At 70.9% G+C, this 24,028-nt stretch carries 22 protein-coding genes; 8 read left to right on the top strand and 14 right to left on the bottom strand.

Annotated features, from left to right (window positions below; genetic code table 11):
* Nucleotides 1-114 precede the first annotated feature (114 nt).
* Nucleotides 115-1,329, top strand: coding sequence for a glycosyltransferase family 87 protein (locus tag EOT10_RS06385; protein ID WP_189491261.1), 1,215 nt, complete (start codon nucleotides 115-117; stop codon nucleotides 1,327-1,329).
* On the opposite strand, the gene EOT10_RS06380 is transcribed toward EOT10_RS06385, so the two are convergent.
* Nucleotides 1,295-2,182, bottom strand: coding sequence for a serine hydrolase (locus tag EOT10_RS06380; protein WP_127827058.1), 888 nt, complete (start codon nucleotides 2,180-2,182; stop codon nucleotides 1,295-1,297). The genes EOT10_RS06385 and EOT10_RS06380 overlap by 35 nt on opposite strands.
* Before the next feature lie 291 nt (nucleotides 2,183-2,473).
* Between EOT10_RS06380 and EOT10_RS06375 the strand changes: the two genes are divergently transcribed.
* The 3 genes from EOT10_RS06375 (at nucleotide 2,474) to EOT10_RS06365 (ending at nucleotide 4,392) form a co-directional block, all read left to right on the top strand.
* On the top strand, nucleotides 2,474-3,208 hold the full coding sequence (locus EOT10_RS06375) for a 2OG-Fe(II) oxygenase (RefSeq protein ID WP_127827057.1): 735 nt from the start codon (nucleotides 2,474-2,476) through the stop codon (nucleotides 3,206-3,208).
* The gene (locus EOT10_RS06370) at nucleotides 3,205-3,735 is read left to right on the top strand and encodes a type 1 periplasmic-binding domain-containing protein (RefSeq protein WP_127827056.1); all 531 of its coding nucleotides are present in this window, start codon (nucleotides 3,205-3,207) and stop codon (nucleotides 3,733-3,735) included. The genes EOT10_RS06375 and EOT10_RS06370 overlap by 4 nt, the downstream gene beginning before the upstream one ends.
* 84 nt (nucleotides 3,736-3,819) lie before the next feature.
* Nucleotides 3,820-4,392, top strand: coding sequence for a MarR family winged helix-turn-helix transcriptional regulator (locus tag EOT10_RS06365; RefSeq protein WP_127827055.1), 573 nt, complete (start codon nucleotides 3,820-3,822; stop codon nucleotides 4,390-4,392).
* On the opposite strand, the gene EOT10_RS06360 is transcribed toward EOT10_RS06365, so the two are convergent.
* The 10 genes from EOT10_RS06360 to EOT10_RS06315 form a co-directional block, all read right to left on the bottom strand.
* Nucleotides 4,389-5,123, bottom strand: a complete 735-nt coding sequence (locus tag EOT10_RS06360) for a gamma-glutamyl-gamma-aminobutyrate hydrolase family protein (protein WP_127827054.1) — start codon at nucleotides 5,121-5,123, stop codon at nucleotides 4,389-4,391. The genes EOT10_RS06365 and EOT10_RS06360 overlap by 4 nt on opposite strands.
* Complete coding sequence (locus EOT10_RS06355; protein ID WP_127827053.1) at nucleotides 5,120-6,610, bottom strand: aldehyde dehydrogenase; 1,491 nt, start codon at nucleotides 6,608-6,610, stop codon at nucleotides 5,120-5,122. Before EOT10_RS06355 ends, EOT10_RS06360 begins: the two co-directional genes overlap by 4 nt.
* Nucleotides 6,611-6,625: 15 nt before the next feature.
* Complete coding sequence (locus EOT10_RS06350; RefSeq protein WP_127827052.1) at nucleotides 6,626-8,077, bottom strand: APC family permease; 1,452 nt, start codon at nucleotides 8,075-8,077, stop codon at nucleotides 6,626-6,628.
* 141 nt (nucleotides 8,078-8,218) lie between these two features.
* Nucleotides 8,219-8,863, bottom strand: coding sequence for a TetR/AcrR family transcriptional regulator (locus tag EOT10_RS06345; RefSeq protein ID WP_127827051.1), 645 nt, complete (start codon nucleotides 8,861-8,863; stop codon nucleotides 8,219-8,221).
* A 121-nt stretch (nucleotides 8,864-8,984) separates the two neighbouring features.
* Complete coding sequence (locus tag EOT10_RS06340; RefSeq protein WP_127827050.1) at nucleotides 8,985-9,833, bottom strand: fumarylacetoacetate hydrolase family protein; 849 nt, start codon at nucleotides 9,831-9,833, stop codon at nucleotides 8,985-8,987.
* 10 nt (nucleotides 9,834-9,843) lie between these two features.
* Nucleotides 9,844-10,779 (bottom strand): 3,4-dihydroxyphenylacetate 2,3-dioxygenase, encoded by a 936-nt coding sequence (locus EOT10_RS06335; protein WP_127827049.1) that lies wholly within the window; start codon nucleotides 10,777-10,779, stop codon nucleotides 9,844-9,846.
* Nucleotides 10,772-12,235 (bottom strand): aldehyde dehydrogenase, encoded by a 1,464-nt coding sequence (locus tag EOT10_RS06330; RefSeq protein ID WP_127827048.1) that lies wholly within the window; start codon nucleotides 12,233-12,235, stop codon nucleotides 10,772-10,774. Before EOT10_RS06330 ends, EOT10_RS06335 begins: the two co-directional genes overlap by 8 nt.
* Nucleotides 12,236-12,269: 34 nt before the next feature.
* Nucleotides 12,270-13,076: an acetoacetate decarboxylase family protein gene (locus EOT10_RS06325; protein ID WP_127827047.1), complete on the bottom strand. Its 807-nt coding sequence runs from the start codon at nucleotides 13,074-13,076 to the stop codon at nucleotides 12,270-12,272.
* A gap of 12 nt (nucleotides 13,077-13,088) precedes the next feature.
* Nucleotides 13,089-14,333, bottom strand: coding sequence for an NAD(P)/FAD-dependent oxidoreductase (locus EOT10_RS06320; RefSeq protein ID WP_127827046.1), 1,245 nt, complete (start codon nucleotides 14,331-14,333; stop codon nucleotides 13,089-13,091).
* A 1-nt stretch (nucleotide 14,334) separates the two neighbouring features.
* A complete protein-coding gene (locus EOT10_RS06315; protein ID WP_116504940.1) occupies nucleotides 14,335-14,523 on the bottom strand; it encodes a ferredoxin in 189 nt (62 codons plus the stop codon).
* Between the two features lie 406 nt (nucleotides 14,524-14,929).
* Here EOT10_RS06315 and EOT10_RS06310 point away from each other — a divergent pair, with 406 nt between their 5' ends.
* Together EOT10_RS06310 and EOT10_RS06305 are read left to right on the top strand one after the other, a co-directional pair.
* On the top strand, nucleotides 14,930-16,360 hold the full coding sequence (locus EOT10_RS06310) for a glutamine synthetase family protein (RefSeq protein ID WP_127827045.1): 1,431 nt from the start codon (nucleotides 14,930-14,932) through the stop codon (nucleotides 16,358-16,360).
* A 29-nt stretch (nucleotides 16,361-16,389) separates the two neighbouring features.
* On the top strand, nucleotides 16,390-17,676 hold the full coding sequence (locus tag EOT10_RS06305) for a cytochrome P450 (RefSeq protein WP_127827044.1): 1,287 nt from the start codon (nucleotides 16,390-16,392) through the stop codon (nucleotides 17,674-17,676).
* Between the two features lie 66 nt (nucleotides 17,677-17,742).
* Here the strand turns inward: EOT10_RS06305 and EOT10_RS06300 are convergent, their stop codons facing one another.
* Entirely contained in the window at nucleotides 17,743-18,672 is a 930-nt protein-coding gene (locus tag EOT10_RS06300) for an ADP-ribosylglycohydrolase family protein (RefSeq protein WP_127827043.1), read from the bottom strand.
* A 209-nt stretch (nucleotides 18,673-18,881) separates the two neighbouring features.
* On the opposite strand from EOT10_RS06300, the gene EOT10_RS06295 reads away from it, so the two are divergent.
* Nucleotides 18,882-20,834 carry an APC family permease gene (locus EOT10_RS06295; protein WP_127827042.1) on the top strand — a complete coding sequence of 651 codons (1,953 nt, stop codon included), beginning with the start codon at nucleotides 18,882-18,884 and terminating at the stop codon, nucleotides 20,832-20,834.
* Between the two features lie 13 nt (nucleotides 20,835-20,847).
* Here the strand turns inward: EOT10_RS06295 and EOT10_RS06290 are convergent, their stop codons facing one another.
* Nucleotides 20,848-22,347: a UbiD family decarboxylase gene (locus EOT10_RS06290; RefSeq protein ID WP_127827041.1), complete on the bottom strand. Its 1,500-nt coding sequence runs from the start codon at nucleotides 22,345-22,347 to the stop codon at nucleotides 20,848-20,850.
* A gap of 57 nt (nucleotides 22,348-22,404) precedes the next feature.
* Nucleotides 22,405-23,022 carry a non-oxidative hydroxyarylic acid decarboxylases subunit B gene (locus EOT10_RS06285; protein ID WP_262985398.1) on the bottom strand — a complete coding sequence of 206 codons (618 nt, stop codon included), beginning with the start codon at nucleotides 23,020-23,022 and terminating at the stop codon, nucleotides 22,405-22,407.
* A 119-nt stretch (nucleotides 23,023-23,141) separates the two neighbouring features.
* Between EOT10_RS06285 and EOT10_RS06280 the strand changes: the two genes are divergently transcribed.
* Entirely contained in the window at nucleotides 23,142-23,669 is a 528-nt protein-coding gene (locus EOT10_RS06280) for a MarR family winged helix-turn-helix transcriptional regulator (RefSeq protein ID WP_127827040.1), read from the top strand.
* Nucleotides 23,670-24,028 lie beyond the last annotated feature (359 nt).

Raw genomic sequence — 24,028 nt, 5'->3', positions numbered from 1 at the left:
TACCCCTGCCGTATCTCTGCCCCCCGCTTGCCGTCCCCCTGCCGTCTCTCGCCGTCACCACGCCGGAACTCGGCTTCCGCAGCCCGCGCGACGGCCCGACTTAGCATGTGCCGCATGTCACTGGACACTGCCCGGCATTCCCGCGTCGAGGATCCACTGACGCGCTGGATGAGAGGGCGGGCGCCCTTCACGGCACACGTCGCGGCCGCCCTGTTGCTGGCCGCGTTTCTCGTGAGCGAGATCCAGCGCCGTGTCCGTGAATCGGACAACGCCGTACTGGTGGACGCGGCCCGCCAATACCTCAGCGGTATTTCCCCTTACGAGGACCGGCGTTTCCTGTATCTGCCCAGCAGCGCGCTGCTGGCCGTTCCGGAGACGCTGGCCGGCCCCGAGGTGCTGCGCGTGGTCGTGCCTGTGGGCGCGGCGGGCCTGGTGCTGGTGGGCTGGTTCTTCGCTCTGCGGATCTTCGATGTGTCCCCGCGAAGCAGGCTGGCGGCTTTCGGAGCGGGCGGGCTCGCGCTTTTCGCTCCCTTTCGCAGCGAAGTGGCTCTCGGAAACTGGACGGCGTTCTCGGTCGCGGCCCTGCCCATCACCTTGTTGCTCGCCGCGCGGGGCCGCTGGGTGGGAGCCGCCGCGGTGACCGGAGCGGCGATCGCGTTCAAACCGATACTGGCGCCGATGCTCCTGCTCTTCGTCTTCGCCAGGAAGTGGCAGGCGTGTGCGGCACTCGTCGGTGTTCCGGCGGCGGCGAGCCTGGTCTCCGTGCTTTTCATGCCGCAGCCCGGATTGTTCCTGACGAAGACCGTCCCTTTTCTCCTCCATGGCCAGGACGCGTACGCGAAGCCGTTCGACGCCTCGCTCGTCTCCGTACTGCCGCGGCTCGGTGTCCCGGAGGCGGTCGCGGTCGTGCTCGCTGTGGCACTGTCCGTGACCGGCCTGTACTTGTCGTGGGTGCGGTGGCGGCGTGCCGATGACGCCGCGCTTCGCCTGGTGGAGACCAGCTGCCTTTTGATGCTGTCGACGTTTCTGATCTCCCGGCCCACCTTCGTGCACTATGTGCTCGTGGTCGTCCTGGTGCTGCTCGCCTCGGCCACGGCGCCCGGTGCCGCCGCGCGTTCCCCGTGGGTCTGGCTGCCGCTGGTGCCTCAGATCGCCGGGATCGACTGGCCGTGGGCCGACACGAGTCGCCGGCACGCCTTCAAGGACGTGGTGATGTTCCTCGGCATGGGGACGGCGCTGGCGTGGTGCTGTTTCAGCGGCCGTCGCCGGTGGAGCGGTCCGCGGGGAGTCGGAGCTATGAGGTCGACGGCAGGTTCAGGTCGCGGTTGATGACGCGTGCCGCGCTCTCGACGGTCGCGACACCCTTCTGCATCGTGCGATTGCCGTGCGAGAGAACGGCCATTCCGTAGTCGTGGCCCCGGCCCGTGAAGACGCCGAGGCTGTGCACGCGCCAGCCATTGGTGTCCAGCGGCAGCCAGCCGTTCTTCACGTGGACGGTCGCCGTCCTGGGCGCACCGGCGGGCGCTCCCCAGCGCTGCTCGGGGACGACACGGTTCATCAGGCGGAGCGCGTAGGTGCGGGCGCCGGTGTCGAGGACCTGGTTGTCGGAGGTGAGCAGACGGAGCAGCTTCACCTGGTCGCCGGCCGTGATCTGCGTACGTCCCCACTTGCCCTTCGGACCGGGAACCGTGTCCCGCATCCCGGCCACGTCCAGGAAGTGCTGGATTCCGGCATGGCCGATCTGGTGCCACAGGGCGTTGGTGGCGTCGTTGTCCGACTTGGTGATCATGGCGGTGGTCAGGGCCACCTCGCGTGAGGTCAGCGCGCGGTGCCGCTCCATGGCCTGGCGCAGCAGCGCCCCCAGGACGGTGACCTTGACGACGCTCGCCGAGTCGAAGGCCTGGTCGGCCCGGAACGTGCACGTGGTCGCCGTGGTGCGGTCGTAGAGCGCGAGGGCCGAGGCGTTGCCGTGTCCGTGGAGCGCGGTGGTGATGTCGCGTTCCAGGAGGTCCGCCAATCCGTGCTGCTGCGAGGTGCACGTCACCTTGGACCCGCCGACGGTCGCGCCGGGGGTGCTCGCGCCGGCCGGTGTGGCGGCGGCGAAGACGGTGAGCGCCGACCCGGCCGCCAGGACCGCGGCCAGTCCCCGCTTCGCGCGTCGCGGTATGTGCGTTCCCGGCATGGGGGTTCTTCCGTCCTGCTCTGTAGGTCTGCCCTTCGGCCGGCGACGCTACAGGGGTCGAGCGTGAGAGCGGGGCGACCCTTGCGTGATATGTCCGTTTGGCGCGCTTTGACTGCCTGTGATGTTCCTCAAGGACCTTCACAACGTGACGTCCGAATCCCGCCGGACATCACGGCGCCAAAGCCACAGAGTGGGCGGCAGGAAGGTACGGACTCCACAAACCCACCCCCCCCCAGATCCCCGAACTCCCCGAGGATCCCCAGAACCCCGAGCCACCCGAGGACCCGCACCATGTTGGACACCAACACCCACCCGACAGGCCCCGTCATCGACCGTGTCGCCGGTCAGGACTGGGGCGCCTTGTCCGATGAGCTCGACGCACATGGACACGCGCCGACAGGTCCGCTCCTCACGCCCGACGAGTGCCGGCAGATCGCGGGCCTCTACGAAGACGTCGCCCGCTTCCGTACCACCGTCGACATGGCCCGCCACCGGTTCGGATCCGGCCAGTACCGCTACTTCACCCATGAACTGCCCGTCATCGTGCGGGAGTTGAGGGAGGCGTTCTATCCGCGCCTGCTCCCCGTCGCCCGCGACTGGGCCGGAAGGCTCGGCAAGCCCGCACCGTGGCCCGACTCCCTGACGGAGTGGCTGGCCATGTGCCACGCGGCAGGGCAGGACCGCTCCGCGCAGATTCTGCTGCGGTACGGGCCCGGCGACTGGAACGCGCTGCACCGGGACGTGTTCGGCGACATGGCCTTCCCGCTCCAGGTCGTCATCGGTCTGGACGCGCCGGGCACCGACTTCACCGGCGGCGAGTTCCTCATGACCGAACAGCGCGCCCGCGCACAGTCGAGGGGATCGGCCACCACCCTGCTCCAGGGCCACGGCTTGATCTTCACCACCCGGGACCGGCCAGTCCCCTCCCGGCGCGGCTGGTCCAACGCCCCTATGCGGCACGGTGTGAGCACCGTCCGTTCCGGTAGCCGCCACACCCTCGGCCTCGTCTTCCACGATGCGGCATGAGCCACCTCTTCAGGCGGGAAGCACCCCGCTCACCCCTGATCAGTGCCGCCGAGCTAGCCGCGTACGGTGACCTGCCCCGGCCCGCCCCGCACACCGAGGCCGAACTGGCGTCCCTCATCAGCTTGTTGACGCCTCCGGGATCGTCCGGGATCGAGACCGTCACCGTGGGACGCAGTCGCGACGATGCTTCCCGTGCGGCCGCCGCCGCTTTCGCCGCCGCCTGGAAGGCGCGGGGCGGCACGGTCCTGGCTACGGTCACCTGGCCCGAGAGCGCGGCCTCGTGGCTGCGGCCCGCCACCCGCCTCACGTCCGGGCTCCCCGACGCGTGGGTGATGGCCGCCGCTCCGCTCGGCTTCGCCCGGTTGGCGCGACGGCTGCGCCACTCCACGGACTGGGACCCGGCCCGCACCTACGCGTTCGCCTCCCTCCGCGACGCGCGCCTGCCCGCGCTCACCGGCCCGGACATCCTCGAGGGGCTGCGCGGTGCCACCGCCGACGGCGGCACCTGGGAGGTACGCCACGGGTGACGGAAACCGCGGCACTTCGTGCAATTTGGCCCCGAACGATATCCTGCCCCGAACGCGCCGTGGTGGCGCCGAAGGAGTGTGCTCGTGCCAGGCCAACGATCCATCACCGAAGCGGAGAAGCTGGCAGAGGCGAAGCTCGGTGGAATGCCGGTGCGCCATGAGCAGATGGCGGTCGTGGCCAACATCTACCGCGCCGCCTCCGCCGTCCGCCAGCACCTGGAGAACTCGGTTCTCCGCGAGTCCGACCTGACGTGGACCGCGTTCGTCGTGCTCTGGGTGATCTGGGTGTGGGGCGAGTCGGAGACCCGTCACGTGGCCGAGGAAGCCGGGATTTCCAAGGGCACGCTCACCGGCGTGTCCCGCACCCTGGAGACGCGGGGCCTGGTGCGGCGCGCCGGGCATCCCAGCGACGGCAGGCTCGTCCTGCTCAGCCTCACGGACGAGGGTGAGGAGCTGATGCGGCGCGTGTTCCCCAAGTTCAACGAGGAGGAGGCCTTCGTCGCCGGGCAGCTCAGCGACGAGGAGTGCCGCGGTGTCGCGGACGCGCTGCGCCGCGTCGTGCTCCAGGTCGAGGAGCACGGCGAGGAGCGCCGGCTCGCCCTTCTGGACGGCGCGGAGCCGGCCCCGCGCCGCAGCGGCCGCCGCCCGAAGGCCTAACCCTCCCTCGCTCCCCCACGTGCCGCGCGCACCAGTGCCTCGAAGAGGCCTCGCTGGGCGGGGTCCTCGTGCGCCGTGTCCTCCGGGTGCCACTGCACTGCGGTGAACCAGCCGCGCGCGCCCGGGAGTTCGAGTGCTTCCACGGTGCCGTCGGCAGCGCGGGCAGTTACTTCGAGTCCGGAGCCGAGCCGGTCCACCCGCTGGTGGTGGTAGCAGGACGCGTCCACCTTCTCGGCGCCGGTGGCCTGTTCGAGGAGTGAGAGCCGCTCCACCGCCACCGGGTGCACGACATGCCGGTGCTCGCGCTCCGGGCCTCCCATGTCCTGGTGCAGCGTGCCGCCGAGCACGGTGTTGACGACCTGCAGTCCCCGGCACACCGCGAGCAGCGGCAGGCCCAAGTGCAGGGCCTGACGGGCGAGTTCGAGGTCGAAGGCGTCCTGGGTGTCGTCGACGTCGTACACGCCGGCGTGTACCGCCGTGGCGCCGTAGCGGTGCGGGGCGATGTCGCCGCCGCCGGGCAGCAGCAGTCCGTCGAAGCGGGCGAGGCGGGTGGCCACCTCCGTGGGGTCGGCCGTGCCGCCGGGTGCGTGCGGGTGGAGGGTGACCGGTTCCCCGCCGGCGTTCCAGACGGCTTCGATCAGGGCGCGTGCGTTGACCTCGGCGGTGTAGCGGAGGGCAGAGGTGGAGGCGGCGAAGCGGGCCGGTACGGCGATGAGGGGGCGCGTCGTCACAGCTGGATCCAGGTGGTCTTGAGTTCGGTGTACTTCTCGAGGGCGTGGGCGGACTTGTCGCGGCCGTTGCCGGACTGCTTCATGCCGCCGAAGGGGACGGTGAGGTCGCCCTCCTCGTAGCAGTTGACCCAGACCGTGCCGGCCTTGAGGGCGCGGGAGACCCGGTGTGCGGTGGACAGGTCGGAGGTCCACAGTCCGGCGGCGAGTCCGTACTCGGTGGCGTTGGCGAGGGTGACGGCTTCGTCGAGGTCGTCGAAGGTGAGGACCGACAGGACGGGGCCGAAGATCTCCTCCCGGGCGAGCCGCATCCCGGGGTTCACCCGGTCGAAGACGGTGGGCTGCAGGTAGCTGCCGCCGGTGCCGGCCAGGGTCCGGGTGCCGCCGGTGCGCAGCCGGGCGCCCTCGGCGGTCCCGGTGCCGATGTGGTCGAGTACGCGGTCGAGGTGGCTCTCGCCGACCAGGGCGCCCATCTCGGTGGCGGGGTCGAGGGGGTCACCGACGCGCAGTTCGTGTGCCCGTCGCACGATGGCTTCGGTGACGCGTTCGGCGACGGAGGTGTGGACGAGGAGGCGGGAGGGTGCGGTGCACATCGCGCCCTGGTTGAAGAAGATGCCCCAGGCGGCGGTGGCGGCGGCCTTCTCCAGGTCGGGGGCGTCGGGGAGGATGATGTTGGGTGACTTGCCGCCGAGTTCGAGCCAGACCCGCTTGAGGTTGGAGTCGGCGGCGTAGCGCAGGAAGTGGCGTCCGACGGCGGTGGATCCGGTGAAGGCCAGGACGTCGACGTCGGGGTGCAGTCCGAGGGCGCGTCCGGCGGTGGCGCCGTTGCCGGTGACGACGTTCAGGACACCCGGAGGCAGGCCCGCCTCGGTGGCCAGGCGCGCGAGGTGCAGTGCCGACAGGGGCGAGTTCTCCGAGGGCTTGAGGACGACGGTGCAGCCGGCGGCGAGCGCGGGTGCCACCTTCCACGAGGCGAGGGTGAGCGGAAAGTTCCAGGGGACGACCGCGCCCACGACTCCGGCCGGTTCCCGGGTGACGAGGGCGAGTGCGTCGGGCGCGGTGTGCGGGGACTCGTCGGTGAGCTTGTCCGCCAACTGACCATAGAAACGGAAGGTGTTGACGGCGGCGCGCAGTTCGATGTCGTACGCGTCCGTGATGGGTTTGCCCATCTCCAGGCTGACGGTCAGTGCGAGCCGGTCGCGCTGTTCGTCCAGGAGGTCGGCGAGGCGCAGGAGCGCGCGTCCGCGGTCGGCGGGGGCGAGGCGCGGCCACGGGCCTGTGTCGAAGGCGCGGCGCGCGGCGGCCACGGCGGCGTCGACCTCGGCCGCGCCACCGTCCGCGATCTGGGCGAGTACCTGTCCGTCACGGGGTGAGACAGCTGCGTACGTGGCTCCGCCGCCCGGTTCGTCGACGCCGTCGATGTGGTGGACGCCGGACAGGTCGAGGTCCTTGGCGCGGCTCAGCCACGCGTCGTGGGTGAGATCAAGCATGGTGTGGCCTCCGGCTCACTGAATTTCTTTTGAGGGTCGCGTACGGACCGTGCGGGCGGCGACGGCGCTCAGGACGAGGACGGCCGGGACACTGGCCACCAGCCAAGCCGCCGAACCGCCGATCAGCGTCGTGAAGTTGGCCAGGATCACCCAGATCGCACTCCCGATCCCGAGCGCGCCGAGGAGCGGGGCGATCAGGGTGTTCCAGGGGCGGGTGTCGAGGCGCTCGCGCCGGAAGAAGACGATCACGGAGACCGACGTGAGGAAGTACAGCAGCATCATCGCGAGGACGGCGACGCCGCTGAACCAGGAGAAGAGGCTCAGTACGGGGTCCTTGCCGAGCAGCGCGAACGGCACGACCAGCAGGAGCGCGAGCGCGGTCTGTACGGTGCCCGCGGCCCAGGGTGAGTGGCGGCGGTTGAGCGCGCAGAGCCTGCGGGGCAGCACCCCTTCGCGCCCGAGCGAGAACAGGTACCGGTTGGCGGAGTTGTGGAAGGCGAGGATGCCGGCGAACAGCGACGTGGCGAGCAGGACCGGCAGCACGTCGCCCGCCCAGCCGCCGAACAGGTCGGCGACCGGCTTGAGGACGAACGCCACACCGTCGCCGCCCGCGAGTGCCTTCCCGGCGGCGGCGGTGGCGTGGGAGGCGCCGTAGGCGGACACGAGCATCCAGGAGGTGAAGGCGAAGAAGCCGGTGACGACGGCGACCGACAGGTAGGTGGCGCGCGGGACGGTCTTCTTGGGCTCGCGCGCCTCCTCCCCGTAGATCGCGGTGGCCTCGAAGCCGAACATCGACGCCACGGCGAACATCAGCGCCACCCCCGGTGCCCCTTGCAGCGCGGCCTTCGGCGAGAAGCTCTGGGCGAGGCCGAGCCCTTCGGGTCCGCCGCCCTTGACCAGGGTGACCAGGGCGAAGGCGAGCAGGATGCTGAACTCCGCGAGGACGAACACGGCGAGTACCTTGGCGCCCATCTCGATGCCGGCTGCGCCGAGCACCTGGACGACCAGCATCGTGACGACGGCCCAGACCCACCAGGGCGCGTGGAGGCCGGTGTACTGCGCGACAAGGCCGCTCACGAGGGACCCGTAGAGCCCGTACATGGCGGCCTGGATCGTGCAGTACGCGAAGAGCGCGACGCCCGCGCTGCCGGTGCCCGTGGTCCGGCCGAGGCCCTTGCCTATGTACGTGTAGAAGGCGCCCGCGTCCACGACGTGGCGGCCCATGGCGACGAAGCCGACGGAGAAGAGGAAGATCACCGCCCCGGCCACGGCGTATCCGGCGGGGGCGCCGGCGCCGTTACCGAGGCCGACCGAGAGGGGGAGGGCGCCGGCGATGCCGGTCAGCGGCGCCTGCGCGGAGAGGACGAAGAAGAGGATGCCCACGACACCGAGGGCGTTGGACTTGAGCTTGCCTGCTGTGGGCGGGTCCTGCACGGTCTCTTGCCGTGTGACCGTCTGACTGTCCACGCGGATCACCTGCCGGGGATGAGGGAGGGGCGATTCGTTTCAGGCCAAACGAGTTGCCCCATGGTGGGTCGGGACTCGGCGTTTGGCAAGGCCCTGCGGGTTGGTTCCGGTGCTGCCCCGCCCGCCCCTCGCACCCGCGGGCTACGAAGGTCGGACGTCCGTGCCGGAGTCGGCCCCGAGCAGGCGCAGCAAGGACCTGAGCTCGCCGAGGGCGGCGTCGGTCATCTCCGGCTCGCCGAGCACCAGTTGGTGCAGGACGAGGCCGTCCAGGGCGGCGAAGACGAGCCGCATGAGCGCCGGGCTCGCGTCGCCCGGCAGCATGCGGTTCAGCTCGCGCAGGGCCGCCTCGAAGTACTCGTCGTACAGGGCCCGCAGCGGTGGCAGCAGCTCCGGTCTGCGACGGGACTCCAGCATCAGCTCGTACTGGAACGCCTGCGCGTCCGGGCTCGCGGCGACCATCTCCGAGAGCCCGGCCGCGAAGTCCGCGGTCCTGCCGGTACCGGACTCCATCGCGCTGCTGTGCAGACTGGTGTGCACCGTGTGGGCCAGCGCCGCCTCGATGAGCGCGTCACGGGATCCGAAGTGGTGCACGACCAGACCGTGGGTGACACCGGCCTCCTCCGCGACCGCCCGGTAGGTCAGTCTGCGCAGGCCACCGCGGGCCACCACACGTACGGCAGCGCTCAGGAGCGCGTCCCGGCCGGTCCCGTAGTCCACCCGTTTGCGCGCCTTGGCCCGCGGGCTCCGGCTCTTCTTGTCGTCTGGCGCTTCGGCGGATTCGGTCACGTCAGGGACCCTACCTAGGGCGTGTCCGGCGGTGGCACGCCGTCCGCGGCGCGTCACCGCACGTGGGGCGCCGCGCCGGGCGGTTCTCGGTCCGGCCCGGCGCGACGCGGCTCGTGTGCCGTCAGCCGCGGCGCGGCGGGCGGATGCCGCGGAACTCCCAGTCGCCGCCCAGCGCGGTCGAGCGGACCTCCTCCGACTCGGTGGGCTGGGCGCCCACGTCGGAGCGGATCGGGGTGGGGCCGGTGACGATGTGGTTGGTCAGCCGGCCCAGGCCCTCCACCTCGACCTCCACCACGTCACCGGGCTGTACGGGGCGGGAGTTGGCCGGTGTGCCGGACAGCAGCACGTCGCCCGGGTACAGGGTGATGGTGCGGGCGATGTCGGCCACGAGGTAGTGCATGTCCCACTCCATCTCGGCGGTCGAACCGTCCTGCACCACCTCTCCGTTGACGTAGGTGCGCAGGTACTTGTCGTGGAAGTCCCAGTCGGTGACCAGGCCGGGGCCGAGCGGGCACAGGGTGTCGGAGCCCTTCACCCGGAGCATGGACCCGGCGTCGGTGTCACGGAAGTCGTGCAGGCCGTAGTCGTTGGCGACCGTGTAGCCCGCGATGTACTCCCCCGCCTCCGCCGGCGAGATGTTCCGCGCCGTCTTGCCGATGACGATCGCCACCTCACCCTCGTAGTTGAGCCACTTGCAGCCCTCGGGGCGGACGACCGCGCCCTTGTGGGAGTTGAGTGCCGAGGTCGGCTTGTGGAAGTACGTCGGTGTGGGCGCGAGGTCGATCCGGAACTCGTCGACGCGGCTGCGGTGGTTGAGGTGGACGGCGACGACCTTCGACGGGACGACCGGCGGGAGGTGGTGGGCGTCCTCCGCCTTGACGCGGCGGCCGTCACCGGCGACCAGCTCGTCGTCCTCGCGGACGACCTGGACGGCCGCGCCGTCCAGCAGAATGCGGCGGTACTCGGGCATGAGAGGGCTCCTAGGCGCGGCGGTGGGGGTTGTGCGGGGCGGGTCGTGCGGGCAGGCCGTCGCCGGTCCACCCGGCGGCGGGGCGGTCGAACCACAGGTGGACCTGGCCGGTGCCGATCGAGTTCTCGTACGCGCCGTACTGGCGTGCCTCGGCGACGCAGGCACGCTCGCCGAGGGCGCCCGCCATCATGATGTAGTGGAAGAACCTGGCCTCGGGCTTGAACTTCCAGAATGCGTCCATGGTGTCGAGCACCTTGTCGTGGCGGCCCTCCTTGAACCAGGCGATGCGTTCGAGGTCGGCCTCGCGGGCCCCGGGCGAGAAGATGTGAGCGGGGTCGCTCGATTCGTGGTCGCGCAGCTCACGCAGCGGCCAGAAGGTGTGCGAGAGGGCGCCCGAGGCGATGAGCAGGACGCGGCGGCCCGGGGTGGCGGCGATGCCGTCGGCGAGCGCGCGGCCGAGGCGCAGGTGGTCCTCCATGTCGCCTGTCTGACACACACCGATGGTGACCCACCTCTTGTCGGGCAGGCCCTCGCCGAGGAACTTCCACAGGTTGGTGGTGGCGTAGTAGATCGGCAGGTACGGGTCGTCGATCGCGGTGATCCACGTGCCGTGCTTGTCGGCGAACCTGGCTATGTTCGCGGCCAGTTCGGGGTCGCCGGGAAAGTCGTACGGCATGCGGCACATGCCGCGCGGCAGCTCTTCGGAGGTGAAGAGGCCGGCCCTGCGCTGCTGTGCGGTGACGACGAACTCGACGGTGGTGGCCCAGTGCGAGTCCAGGACGACGACGGTGTCGTAGTCGTCGCTCTCGAACACCTCGCGCCGCAGTTCGTCGAGCCCGGTGACAAGGGTGATCTCCTTGCCCTCGTTCAGCTCGAACCGTGTCTCCTGCGGGAGTACGACGGTGGGGACATGGGCGAGCAGTCCCGCCCCGACGATCTCACCCATGGTCCCGCCAGCCCCTCGGCGCGGTGACGGTGTTCTTGAGGTCGCAGTAGAAGTCGAAGCTCCACGTGCCGCCCTCGCGGCCCACCCCGGACTGCCGGGAGCCGCCGAAGGGGGCCTGGAGGTCCCGTACGAAGAAGCAGTTGACCCAGACGGTGCCGGCCACGAGCTGCGCGGTCACGCGCTCGGCGCGTGCCTTGTCGCCGGTGGCGACGGTGGCGGCGAGCCCGAAGCGGGTGTCATTGGCCAGGCGGACCGCCTCGTCCTCGTCGGCGAAGGTCTGCAGGGTCAGGACCGGGCCGAAGACCTCCTCCTGGACGATCTCGGAGTCCTGCGCGACGTCGGTGAGGAGCGTCGGCGCGTAGAACTGGCCCTCGCCCCGGTGGCCGCCGATGACGGCGCGCGCCCCGGCCGTGAGCGCGCGCTGCACGAAGCCGTCGATCTTCTCCAGCTGACGGGGGTGGATGTTGGGCCCGATGTCGGTGGCCTCGTCGCGCGGGTCGCCCTGCCGCAGGGCCGACGCCTTCTCGGTGAACCGCCGGGTGAACTCGTCCGCGACCGTCTCCTCGACGAGGATGCGGGTGGCGGCGAGGCACACCTGGCCGGCGTTGTCGTACTGCTCGACGGCGAGATCCACGGCGAGGTCGAGGTCGGCGTCGGCGAAGACCAACAGCGGTGATTTTCCGCCGAGTTCGAAGCTGGCGGGCACCAGGTTGGCGGCTGCTGCGGCGGCGATGGTCTTCGCGGTGGGCACCGACCCGGTGAAGCTGATGCGGCGCACGTCGGGGTGGGAGACGAGGGCGCTGCCGGCCTCGGCGCCATAGCCCTGCACGATGTTCAGCACGCCGGCGGGGAGTCCTGCCTCGGCGGCGATGTCGGCGAGCAGGGAAGCGGTGAGCGGCGACCATTCGGCGGGCTTGAGGATCACCGTGTCGCCCGCGGCGAGCGCGGGGGCGATCTTCCAACTGGCCAGCATCAGGGGCGCGTTCCACGGCGTGATCAGGACGCAGGGGCCGGCCGGATCCCAGCTGACGTGGTTGGTGTGGCCGCGGGTGGCGAAGTCGTCGTGGCCCAGCTTGAGGAGCCAGTCGGCGAAGAAGCGGAAGTTGTGTGCCACGCGGGGCATCACACCGCGCCGGTGGGAACGGAGGAGGGCCCCGTTGTCATGCGTCTCGACGATCGCCAGGTCCTCGATACGCTTCTCCACACCGTCGGCGACGACGTGCAGGATGCGGGCCCGTTCGGCGGGCGGGGTGGCCGCCCAGCCGGGGAACGCGGCGCGTGCGGCGGCGACGGCGGCCGAGGCCTCCGTGGCGGTGCCGCGGGCGATCTCACCGAGGACGGTCCCGTCGATCGGCGAGTGGTCGGTGAAGGTCTCGGCGGAGGTGACGCGCTCGCCGCCGACCCAGTGCCGGGTGTCGACGGCGACCCCGGCCACGGTGAGGGTGTGTGCACTCATGTCCAGTCTCCAAGCAGCGTACGGAACAAGGGAGTTACCCGGCCTCGGACGTGCCGGATTCGAGGAGCGTGCCGCCGTCCCACACCACGCCGACCTGCCGGTAGTAGGCGGCGATGGGCTCGCGGATCTCGAGGCGGGCCAGTTCCTCGGTGGGCGCCTCGAAGAGTTCGAGGTCGCCGTCGCCGACCCACGCCTGGCCCGCCTCGAAGGACGCGGCGCCGGTCTCGATCAGCTCGTCGAGGGCGAGACCCTTGCCCTTCTCGATCGAGGGCAGCCAGCGGTGGTGTGCCATCGGGTGGCCGTTGACGAACCCGTTGGTCTCGGACGGCTCCCGCAGAGTGACCACGGCCTGGGCGAGGCGCCGGTCGGCCGCGGCGAGGGTGGCGCCGAAGCGGGCGCCCGCCTCGATCCTGGGGGCGGGCCCGTAGGGGTGGGGGCGGGTCTGGTGGATCGAGCCGAGCTTCTTCGGGTAGCCCTGGTGCAGGCCGCGCGCGAGGGCGAAGTCCTTGTCGACCCAGATGTACACGCACCGCGAGTAGGTGCGCCCCTTGTACTGGCAGCGCACGACCGCGAAGGCCTCCTTGTACTGGGCGAGCACGGGGTCGAGTAGCTGACTCCCGTCCGCGGCGCACGACTGCCAGTCGGCCCAGATCAGCGCGACGGCGCCGGGATCCTCGTCGGCCAACTCCAGTGGTTCGGGCAGGAGTTCGCGGACCCGGGCCGGGTCGGTGCGGTACTCGACGGTGAGCAGGTCGCCGGAGTAGTGCCACGGCGGGGAGGGGATCAGCGAGGCGTCGCCGGTCGCCGTCTTGGGGTGGAAGTAACCACGGACGCTGGCCATGACAGGGGTTCCTTACGAGGTGAGGGCGGGCTGCGCGAGGAGCTGGGCGCGGTAGCGGGCGGCGCCGGTGGTGGCGGCACGGCCGCCGAGCGCCACCACCCCGACGAGCCGGTCGTCGGCGTGGTAGCCCACGAGGACGTCGCCTTCCGGGTCGCCGTCCAGGACGCGTACGTCGGCGGTGCCGAGGGCGGGGGCGCCGAACGACTGCAGCCGGAACTCGTGCTGGTCGCTCCAGAAGGTGGGCAGCGGGGCGAACGGCTCGGCCTTCGCCTGCGTCCCGGCGAGATGGGCCACCAGGGTCTTCGCGGCGTGCTTGGCGGTGTCGGTGGGGATCGACCAGTGCTCGACGCGTCGGGGCACGCCGTCGTAGCGGGCGTTGGGGAAGCGTGCCACGTCGCCGACGGCGACGACGTGGAGGTGGCCGCCGACGCGCAGGTGCTCGTCGGTGAGGACGCCGTCGGTGAGGTCGAGGCCGTTGCCGTCGAGCCATTCGGTGTTGGCGATGGAGCCGACCGACTCCACGACGACGTCGGCCGGCAGGACGGACCCGTCGCTCAGGACTACGCCGGTCACCCGGTCCTCGCCCTCGAAGCGGGCGACGCCCACGCCGAGGGCGAAGCGCACTCCGCGTTCCTCGTGGCGCCGGTGCAGCGAGCGGGCCAGCAGTTCGCCGAGCGGGCGCAGCATGGGCAGCGGTTCGGGGTCGACCACGGTGATGTCGGCTACGCCGAGACCCTTGGCCGTGGCGGCCACCTCGCAGCCGATGAAGCCCGCGCCGACGACGACCACGCGGACGCCGGGCCGGGTGAGTTCGTCCCGCAGAGCCTGGGCGTCGGCGAGGGTCCGCACGGTGTGCCGGCCGCTGCCGGGGCCGGCGGGACCGGCGCAACGGAGCCTGCGTGGCCGCATTCCGGTGGCGACGACCAGGCCGTCGAAGGGGAGTTCCGTCCCGTCGTCGAGGACGACGACCCGCTCGGCGAGACGGGCCGCGGTGACGGAGGTGCCGAGACGCCACTCGACGTCCGCGGTGCTCGCTCGCGGTGTGAACGCGAGGGACTCGAACGGCGCGGCGCCCGCGAGGACGTCCTTGCTCAGCGGGGGCCGGTTGTACGGCATGTGGGGCTCGTCCCCGACGACCGTGATCGCCCCGGTCCAGCCGGCGGCACGCAGCTGCTCGGCGGCGCGCAGACCACCCATCGAGGCACCGGCGACGACGACGCGCCCCGGGCCCGGGGAGTCGTGGGGCGTGGCGGTCATCTCAGGCCTCGATCCGGATGGCCTGCAGGGGACAGACGTCGGCGGCCTCCTCGACCTCGTCGCGCAGCGCGTCGTCGGGCTCGCTGACGTAGGCGAGGCGCCCGGTGTCGTCCAGCTGGAAGACGTCAGGGGCCGAGAAGACGCACTGTCCGTGGTCCTGGCATTTGTTCATGTCGACGACGACCTTCATGGCCGGTCCTCCTGGAGGTGAGGGCGTCGGGGCGCACCGGGGGAAGTGGGGCCCGGCCCCTAGGCCGGGCCCCGGCCAAAAGGGTGTGGACGACCGCCACACCCTCACTCGTTTGGCTTCAAACAACATAGGAAGCGAACGGACCCTGGTCAAGAGCTATCCAGATGGATAAATTCTTTCCCCCGACCCCTTGCGGAGAGGGGCGGCCATCCATACCGTTTGGCATCAAACAGCAGGCGGCAGAGGCCCGACGCGACCGCCGCCCGCCCCCGGCTCCGGCGCCGGCTCGGACTCCGGCTCCGGCTCGGACTCCGGCTCCGGCTCCGGCGCCGGCGCCTCACCGGGTGGTCCGCCCCCGCCCGCCGCCGTCCACCACGCCCCGTTCACATCCGCCGAGGAGACATCGGTGAGCGCTCAAGACACCCCAGAACTCCGCCCGACCATGGACCGGCTCGCCGCCGACGGCATCGACGTGGTCCGGGTGACGTACCCCGACCTCATCGGCACCGACCGCGCCCGCGACGTCCTGCTCGACCATCTGCCCTCGGCCCGCGATCACGGACTCGCCTTCTGTCGCGCCGTCTACCACACCAGCCCCCAGGGTGATGTCGTACCGGTCGCGGGCGGGCTCGACGCGGGCCTTCCCGACGTGACCGTACGGCCCGACCTGAGCACCCTCCGCGCCCTTCCGTGGGAGCCCGGCGTCGCCTGGTGTCTGGGCGAGAGCACCGACCCCGCGACCGGCTCCCCCAGCCCGGAGTCCCCGCGCGACCTGCTCCGCTCGGTGCTCGCCCGCTGCGAACAGGCCGGCCTGCGCCCCGTCGTCGGCCCCGAGCTGGAGTACTTCCTGCTCGAACCGGACACCGCGGCGCCGACCGGCTGGCGCCGCTACGGACAGGGCGTCACCGGCGCCGTCTACACCGCGGGCCTGCGCGCCGACGCCGACAACCACCTGCTGCCCGCGCTGCGCCGGCTCCGCGATCTCGACATCGGCGTGATCAGCGGGAACCACGAGTTCGACGCCGGGCAGTTCGAGATCAACCTGAACCACTCCGAGGCCATGGACGCCGCCGACCGCGCGTTCCTCTTCAAGGCCGCCGTCAAGGAACTCGCCCGAAAGGAAGGGAAGTTGGCCACCTTCATGGCCAAACCCTTCAACGACGCGGGCGGCTCCGGCTTCCACCTCCACTTCTCCGCCGTATCCGCCGTATCCGCCGAATCCGCCGATGACTCCGCGACCGGGGCCGACACCGGAACCGGGACCGGCACCGGGACCGGCGCGGGCCGCAACGTCTTCGACGACCCCACCGGCGCGTACGGCCTGTCGGACACCGCCCGGCACGCCGTCGCCGGCATCCTCGCCCACGCGCCCGCCCTGGCGGCGCTGCTCAACCCGACCGTCAACTCCTACAAGCGCTTCGGGCCCGACACCCTCGCGCCCTGGCTGGTCGACTGGGGCCTCGACAACCGCAGCGCCATGGTCCGTGTCCCACCCGAGCGCGGCTGCGGCACCCGTCTCGAACTGCGGCTCGGCGACGCCAGCGCCAACCCCTATCTCGCCGTCGCCGCGCTCTGCGCCGCCGCCGTCCTCGGCATCCAGGACGGCAGCGAGCCGCCCGCGCCCCTCGAGGGCTACGGCTACGACCCCGAGAAGTCGCCGCCGCTGCCGACGACGCTGCCCGCCGCGCTCGACGCACTGGAGGCGGACGACGCGCTGACCGAGGTCCTCGGCAAGGCGTTCACGGCCTCCTTCCTCTCCTACAAGCGCAACGAGGTCGAGCGCTTCAACCACCACGTCACGGACTGGGAGTTCACCGAGTACTCCTACCACCTCTGACCGGCCGCACCACCCTCAGGAGCACCCTCATGACGAACCCCGCCGACGCCGTCGACCCGACCGACCCCATGCCGCTCGCCGAGGTCGACCTCGCCGACCTCGACAACTTCACGGACGGCGTCACCCCGTGGCGCATGTTCCACACCCTGCGCCACGAGGACCCGGTCCACTGGCAGCCCGAGGACGCCCCCAACTCCGGCTTCTGGGCCGTCACCCGGCACGAGGACATCGCCCGCGTCGACCGCGACGCCGAGACGTTCACCTCCACGAAGTTCGTCAACCTGGAGGAGGTGGACGACGACCAGATCAGCAAGCGCGCCTCCATCCTCGAACTCGACGGCGTGCGCCACCGCGCCCTGCGCAGCCTGCTGCAGCGCCAGTTCGGCGCGAGCGTCATCAACAGCTACGCCGACTTCCTGCGCGGACTCACCGCCAGGACGCTGGACGCGGCGCTCGCCAAGGGCCGCTTCGACTTCGTCAAGGAGGTCTCCGCCGACTTCCCCATCAACGTACTGGCCCGCCTCCTCGACGTGCCCCCGGAGGACAACCAGCAGCTCATCGACTGGGGCAACCGCATCATCGGCAACACCGACCCCGACTATGCGGACGTGCTCCTCGGCAGCGCGGAGAGCGAGAAGTACCGCGACCTGCCGTTCCGCTCCCCCGCCTCCCTCGAAGTCTTCGAGTACGGGCGGGAGTTGGCGCGCCAGAGGCGCGGAGGGGACGGCATCGACCTGATCTCCAGGCTGGTCAACGAGACCCCCCGCGACGGAGTCCCCCTCTCCGGACAGGACTTCGACAACTACTTCCTGCTCCTCGTGGTCGCCGGCAACGAGACCACCCGGCACACCATCAGCCACTCCATGCTGGCGCTCCTCCAGCACCCCGAGCAGCTGGCCCGCCTCCAGGAGGACCCCTCCCTGATCCCGACGGCGGTCGAGGAGTTCCTGCGCTGGGCGTCCCCCGTCTACCACTTCCGCCGCACCGCGACCCGCGACGTCGAACTCGGCGGCAAGCAGGTCAAGGAGGGCGACAAGGTCGTCATGTGGTACGCATCCGGCAACCGCGACGAGAAGGTCTTCGGCAACCCGTACGACTTCGACGTCGCCCGCGCCGACAACGACCACGTCACCTTCGGCAAGGGCAGCCCGCACCTGTGCCTGGGCAACCTGCTGGCCCGCACGGAGATCCGCATCATGTTCGAGGAACTGGTCCCCCGCCTCTCCACGATCCGCCTCACCGGCGAAGTCCCCCGAGTCCGCTCGAACTTCGTCAACGGCATCAAGCAACTTCCGGTGGAAGTGACGGTGTCCTGAGGGCCGGCCGGCCTTCACCCCGCACCCCGGCCGACGCTCCGGGGTGCGGCGGATCACGCGCCTGGGTCAGCCGGCAAGGCGCGTCGCGAGATCGGTCAGCTCGGGCAGCCGCAGCACCCGCCCGTCGAACCCCGGCAACGGAACATGCAGCGGCGCAGTCCAGCGCGCGGGAATCGCATCAAGTCCGTAGTAGGCACCCGCTAGTCCACCCGTGACCGCGGCGACGGTGTCGGTGTCACCACCGAGGTCGACGGCTGCACGGACCGCGTCCTCGAAGCTCGTCGTCGTCCGCAGAGCCCATACGGCCGACCCGAGACAGGGCCAGACCGCACCGTTGAACTCGGTCGCCCGGTCAGGGTGCCAGTCGGGGGCGAGGACGGTCGCGTAGCGCGGGCGGTGGTCGGGATGGACCAGAGAGAGGATCTCCGGGAGAGCCTGCAGGGGGTCGATGTCCGCGAGGGTGACACGGATGAGTTCGTGGAAGACGGCGGTGCCCTCCCAAGCGGCCCGGTCGCCGTGAGTGAGGGCGGCGATACGCCGGGCGGCATCCATCGTGGCCGAACGGCCGTCCATGGCGAAGTGGACCGCGGAGGTCGACGCCCTCATCAGGGAGCCGTTCCCGGCGGCTCGCTGGTTGACCTGGAAGTGCACGGCAGCGGCCCTGTCCCACGGCATGCCGTTGGTCAGGACGTCCTCGGTCTGCAGACCGATGTCCTTGGGCTCCGACGCCGCCCACCGCTGAAAGCGGGCGAAGACGTCCGGCAGATCCAGTCGCCCGTGGCGCAGCAGCGACTCCCCCACCAGGACCGCCATCTGCGTGTCGTCCGTCGCCTCCCCCGGCTCCCAGCCACCGCCTCCGCACATCTCGCCACCGGCGTGCGGCCGGGGAAACCGCGCGGAGAACGCGCCTTCAGGCCCGAACTCGAAGGGAGCCCCCAGCGCATCCCCCACGGCCGAACCCACAACAGCACCCACTGCCCGCTCCACACGCTTCATCCGCGCAGGCTATCGACACCTCATCAGCGGCGGCATCACACCGGCAACGCGGCTGCCCCCCCCAGCGCGCCCCCGTACGCCACAGCCCCGGACGCGCTCCTCCGTCGTGCCGATCCGTCCACCGGTGGTGACAATGGGCGGCACGGACGAGTGGTGTGTCCGGGTGACGGCCGGAATCCCGGGCTCGGCAGCATGTCAGGAGTACGTCGATGGCCAGCGGAGACCAGGCCCGTACGAGTCGCCTGCGCGCGTGGATGCTCGAGGGCCTGTCCGACATGGCCAAGGGCGAGCCCCACGGACCGCACGCCCCGTCGGAGCCGCCCCACGGCGGGCAGCCCTGGTGGCGCGTGATGTGCCTGACGGGCGTCGACTACTTCTCGACCCTCGGCTACCAGCCCGGCATCGCCGCCCTCGCGGCCGGCCTGCTGTCGCCGGTGGCCACCATCGTGCTGGTGATCGTCACCCTGGTGGGCGCTCTGCCGGTGTACCGCCGGGTCGCCGAGGAGAGCCCGCACGGCGAGGGTTCGATCGCGATGCTGGAGCGGCTGCTGTCCTTCTGGAAGGGCAAGCTGTTCGTCCTCACCCTGCTGGGCTTCGCCGCCACCGACTTCCTCATCACCATCACGCTGTCGGCGGCGGACGCCTCCACCCACCTCGTGGAGAACCCCCATCTGGCCGACGCCCTGCACAACAGTCAGATGGTCATCACGCTGGGCCTGGTCGCCCTGCTCGGCGCGGTGTTCCTCAAGGGGTTCCTGGAGGCCATCGGCGTCGCTTTCGTCCTCGTCGGCATCTATCTGGCGCTCAACGCCGTGGTGGTGGTGACCGGGCTCTGGCACGTCGTCACTAAGGGCCATGTGATCACCGACTGGACCACGGCGCTCACCACCGAGCACGGCAACGCTTTCGCCATGATCGGAGTCGCGCTGCTCGTCTTCCCCAAGCTGGCGCTCGGCCTCTCCGGCTTCGAGACCGGCGTGGCGGTCATGCCCCATGTGAAGGGCGACCCCGACGACACCGAGGCGAGCCCGAAGGGCCGTATCCGGGGCGCCAAGAAGCTGCTGACGACCGCCGCGGTGATCATGAGCGTGTTCCTCGTCTGCACCAGCTTCATCACCACGCTGCTCATCCCGGAGAAGGAGTTCAAGACGGGCGGCCAGGCCAACGGCAGGGCGCTCGCCTATCTGGCCCACGAGTACCTCGGCAGCACCTTCGGTACGGTCTACGACGTCTCGACCATCGCGATCCTGTGGTTCGCCGGCGCCTCCGCCATGGCCGGGCTCCTCAACCTGATGCCCCGCTACCTGCCGCGGTACGGCATGGCCCCGCACTGGGCGCGCGCCGTGCGCCCCATGGTGATCGTCTTCATCCTGGTCGCGTTCCTGGTGACGTGGATCTTCGACGCCAATGTCGACAAGCAGGGCGGCGCCTACGCCACCGGCGTCCTGGTCCTGATCAGCTCGGCGGCCATCGCCGTCACCATCGCCGCGCACAAGGCCCGCCAGCGCAACTGGACCATCGGGTTCGCCGTCATCTCCGCGGTGTTCCTCTACACCACGGTCGTGAACGTGATCGAGCGCCCCGACGGCGTGAAGATCGGTGCCTGCTTCATCGCCGGCATCATCCTCGTCTCGCTCGCCTCACGACTCGCCCGCGCCTTCGAACTGCGCGTCACGAGCGTGACCCTGGACGACCTCGCGGAGCGCTTCGTACGCGACATCGCGAGCCGCCGAATCCGCTTCGTCGCCAACGAACCCGACAAGCGGGACATCGCCGAGTACCGCGAGAAAATCGACCAGATCCGCCACGACAACGACGTCCCGGTCCAGGAGGACTTTGTCTTCGTCGAGGTCACGGTGCTCGACCCGTCGGAGTTCGAGGGGGGCCTGAACGTCCGCGGCGAGGTGCTGCACGGCCGCTACCGGGTCCTGACGCTGGAGGGTTCCTCCATCCCCAACGCCCTGGCCGCCCTGCTCCTTCACGTCCGTGACATCACCGGGCAGAATCCGCACATCTACTTCGAGTGGACGGAAGGCAATCCGTTCACCAACTTCCTGCGCTTCTTCCTCTTCGGCCAGGGCGAGGTGGCCCCCGTCACCCGCGAGGTCCTGCGCGAGGCCGAACCCGACCGCTCCCGCCGTCCCCGAGTCCACGTGGGCTGAACGCCACGGGCCTTCACCCCGCTTCGGGGAACCCGTACTCCGCCCAGTTCCCGAGCACCCGCCGGCGTACGTCGTCCGGGAACGAGTTGGCGAACGAGGCGGTGACGCCCGGGGCGCGGCCCTCGAACTGCGCGGGCAGCAGACAGCTCATGACGGACTTGCCTCCCCTGCCCGTGCGCACCTCTTCGCCGGTGAGGTACGGGACCATGGGGATGCCCGGCGCGTCGGGGTAGACGTACTCACCGGTGCCGGGGTGGTAGCGCGTGGCCATCGCCCACACCAGCTGGTCGATGTCGGTGATGTCGATGTCGTCGGCGACCAGCACGACCTTGGGCACGAGCCACCCCGTGTGCGAGCCGAAGAGAACGCCGGCCACCGCGTCCGCCAGCTCCTTCTCCCCCATGCCCGTCCCCGCCAGACGCCGGGTGTCGATCGCCACGGCGATCCAGCAGGTCGCGGCCTCGTACGAACACCAGGCCATGGTGACCGGCAGGCCGGCCGAGCGCAGGACGTCCAGGGAGGCGGCCGAGATCATGGTGCCCCAGATGGTGTGGTTCTCCTCCGGCGGCACACCTGCCACGCAGATGGGCAGGACGGCGTCGTCGCGGTAGGTCACCGCCTCGACGTGGAAGACGGGCTGCGGCTTGCTGCCGGAGAAGGCGTAGCCGTGGTACTCCCCCATCGGTCCTTCGGGGGCGGTCTCGTCGGGGCTGATCCAGCCCTCCAGGACGATCTCCGAACAGGCGGGTACGTACAGGCCGTTCGTCTCGGTACGGACCACCTCGACGGGGCTGCCGGTCAGCGCGCCCACGTAACCGTCCTCGTCGACCTCGGCGGGCAGCGGCATGCCCGCGGCGGCGAGCGCGGCGGGCGGGGCGCCGAGCACCATGGCCCAGGGGGTGGGCTCGCCCTTCTCCCGCCACATCCGGTGGATCATGCCGATGTGCTGCTGCGGCATGGCCGGACCGACCAGGGTGTTCCGGCCGTTCAGCATGGTGCGGGCGACGGACCAGCTCGTCCACTGCCCGTCGGGGGTGCGCACCACGTGGAATCCGTACGTGCCGAGGTAACGGCCGCCGTCCTGTTCGTGCAGCAGGGGTACGGGGAGGCGGTGCAGGTCGACGTCGGGTCCGCGCAGCACGTTCTCCTTGCAGGGACCGGTTTCCACGACGCGTGGGGCGACGGGGTCGGCGTGCATGGCGGCGACGAGGTGTTCCAGCAGGGCGCGGGGTGTGGTGTCGCGGGGCAGTCCGAAGTGTGCGGCGATCCGTCCGTAGGTGCCGTCCTTGACGGGGCTCAGTCCGGCGGGCGCGCCGAGGATCCGGAATCCCGGGTCTCCCTCGGTGAGGTTGCCGAACAGCGGGGCGGGGCCGCGGGTTTCGTAGACACGGCGGGTGACGGCACCGGCTTCGAGGGTGGGGCTGACGGCCTTCCGGATGTCGACCGCGTCACCGGTGTCGAGCAACTCCTGTACGAAGTCACGGAAGTTGAGCGCGCTGCCGCGTTGAGTCATGGCGAGTCCTGTTCTGCTGTCGTGAGGGGTGAGGGTGGGGGTGGCCGGCGAGGTGCCTCAGATGCGGACGTCGTCCCTGACGCCGCCGCCGGCGCGCCCGCCGCTCGGAGCGGTCGGCCCCATGCCCTGCCAGCGCTTGGCGGCGGGCATGTCCAGGCCGAACTGGTCGAGGACGCGCGCCACGATGTGGTCGACGAGGTCGGCGATGGTGGCGGGGTGGTTGTAGAAGGCGGGGACCGGTGGCATGACGGTGGCGCCCATGCGGGTCAGTTCGAGCATGTTCTCCAGGTGCACGGCGGAGAGCGGGGTCTCGCGCGCCACGAGGACGAGGCGGCGCCGCTCCTTGAGCATCACGTCGGCCGCACGCCCGATCAGGCCGTCCCCGCAGCCGGTGCGGATGGCGGCCAGCGTCTTCATGCTGCACGGCACGACGACCATGCCGTCCACGCGGAACGACCCGCTGGAGACCGACGCCCCCTGGTCGTCGGGGCTGTGGCACACCGACGCCATCGCCTGCACCTCACGCACGCTGCGCCCGGTCTCCTGGGCGAGCGTGGCCCGCGCCCACCGGCTGACGACCAGGTGTGTCTCCACGCCCAGCTCCGCCAGCACCTCAAGGAGCCGTACACCGAACGGCGCCCCGGTCGCTCCCGTCATCGCGACGACAAGCCGCACGCCGCACCTCCGTCCCGCGTCCACACGCCCGAAACCCAAGAAGGACGTACACGCCCTATTTCGGCCGAGGGTATAGTACGTGTACGTCCTAATCAATCCCGAGGGAGCAGCGCCGAGCGATGAACGGACACGACGACCCGGCCCCCGCAGCACCGGGCGCCGCACCTACAGCCCCTGCCACACCCGGCACCCCACACGGCGCCGCACCCGGCGCCTCGCCCGCCGTGCACGCGGCGCTCGACGGCCTCGGCCCCCTGGTGCGCCAGCTCGGCCAGCTCCACACCCGCCTGTGGCACGAGCAGGTGCATCAGGACCTGACCGGCCCGCAGTTCACGGTCCTCGGACTGCTCCAGATGCACGGCCCGATGGACCAGGGCACGCTCGGCACCCTCGCAAGTCTCGACAAGTCGACCGCGGCGCCGCTCCTCGAACGCCTCAAGCGGCGCGGCCTCGTCGAGCTCACCAAGGACGACAAGGACCGGCGCCGCAAGCTCGTCACGATCACCGGGGCCGGCCACGACCTGGCCACGGCTCTCGCCTCCGCCGTCGTCGGCGTCAGCGAGCAGATCCTGACCCACTTCACCCCCGCCGAACGGGACCAGTTCCTCGCCCTCATGCGACGCGCGGTGCAGGGGCCGCAGGACTAGGGCCTCGCGTTTGGATCAGGCCAGGCTCGCGGGGCCTGGCACCGCACCTCGCGGCGTTGTCGTCAGTCGCCGACGCTCCGTGGGCTCCTTCCTCCGCCTTGCGATGCACGGCACCAGGCCCCGCTCCCTGATCCGGCCTGATCCAAACGAGAGGCCCTAGGGCGTGTTTCGAAAGTAGCGTCGTCCGCCCGGAGGGCGGGCCCCGCGGCGTCTGGTGCGTGCGATCGCAAGGCGCCGGAGCGTCCTAGTGGCGGAGCCACTCGGACGTTCCGGCAACGCCGCATGGGGGTCCCCCCGCTCGAGCGAAGCCGAGAGTGGGGGAGTGCGTGCCAGACGCCGCGGGGCAGGCGGGACTTTCG

It is taken from the genome of Streptomyces antnestii, from assembly GCF_004005495.1.
GTDB lineage: Bacteria > Actinomycetota > Actinomycetes > Streptomycetales > Streptomycetaceae > Streptomyces > Streptomyces antnestii.
Note: the sequence above shows the minus strand (reverse complement) of the source record. Positions and strands in the feature narration are given on the sequence as shown.

Bases quoted from the DNA above. Each gene is read 5' to 3' on its own strand.
- EOT10_RS06335 (WP_127827049.1), bottom strand. From the start codon at position 10,779: ATGGGTGAGATCGTCGGGGCGGGACTGCTCGCCCATGTCCCCACCGTC.
- EOT10_RS06290 (WP_127827041.1), bottom strand. From the start codon at position 22,347: ATGACTCAACGCGGCAGCGCGCTCAACTTCCGTGACTTCGTACAGGAG.
- EOT10_RS06305 (WP_127827044.1), top strand. From the start codon at position 16,390: ATGACGAACCCCGCCGACGCCGTCGACCCGACCGACCCCATGCCGCTC.
- EOT10_RS06300 (WP_127827043.1), bottom strand. From the start codon at position 18,672: ATGAAGCGTGTGGAGCGGGCAGTGGGTGCTGTTGTGGGTTCGGCCGTG.
- EOT10_RS06385 (WP_189491261.1), top strand. From the start codon at position 115: ATGTCACTGGACACTGCCCGGCATTCCCGCGTCGAGGATCCACTGACG.
- EOT10_RS06320 (WP_127827046.1), bottom strand. From the start codon at position 14,333: ATGACCGCCACGCCCCACGACTCCCCGGGCCCGGGGCGCGTCGTCGTC.
- EOT10_RS06375 (WP_127827057.1), top strand. From the start codon at position 2,474: ATGTTGGACACCAACACCCACCCGACAGGCCCCGTCATCGACCGTGTC.
- EOT10_RS06295 (WP_127827042.1), top strand. From the start codon at position 18,882: ATGGCCAGCGGAGACCAGGCCCGTACGAGTCGCCTGCGCGCGTGGATG.
- EOT10_RS06340 (WP_127827050.1), bottom strand. From the start codon at position 9,833: ATGCCCGAGTACCGCCGCATTCTGCTGGACGGCGCGGCCGTCCAGGTC.
- EOT10_RS06370 (WP_127827056.1), top strand. From the start codon at position 3,205: ATGAGCCACCTCTTCAGGCGGGAAGCACCCCGCTCACCCCTGATCAGT.
- EOT10_RS06325 (WP_127827047.1), bottom strand. From the start codon at position 13,076: ATGGCCAGCGTCCGTGGTTACTTCCACCCCAAGACGGCGACCGGCGAC.
- EOT10_RS06355 (WP_127827053.1), bottom strand. From the start codon at position 6,610: ATGCTTGATCTCACCCACGACGCGTGGCTGAGCCGCGCCAAGGACCTC.
- EOT10_RS06280 (WP_127827040.1), top strand. From the start codon at position 23,142: ATGAACGGACACGACGACCCGGCCCCCGCAGCACCGGGCGCCGCACCT.
- EOT10_RS06380 (WP_127827058.1), bottom strand. From the start codon at position 2,182: ATGCCGGGAACGCACATACCGCGACGCGCGAAGCGGGGACTGGCCGCG.
- EOT10_RS06315 (WP_116504940.1), bottom strand. From the start codon at position 14,523: ATGAAGGTCGTCGTCGACATGAACAAATGCCAGGACCACGGACAGTGC.
- EOT10_RS06330 (WP_127827048.1), bottom strand. From the start codon at position 12,235: ATGAGTGCACACACCCTCACCGTGGCCGGGGTCGCCGTCGACACCCGG.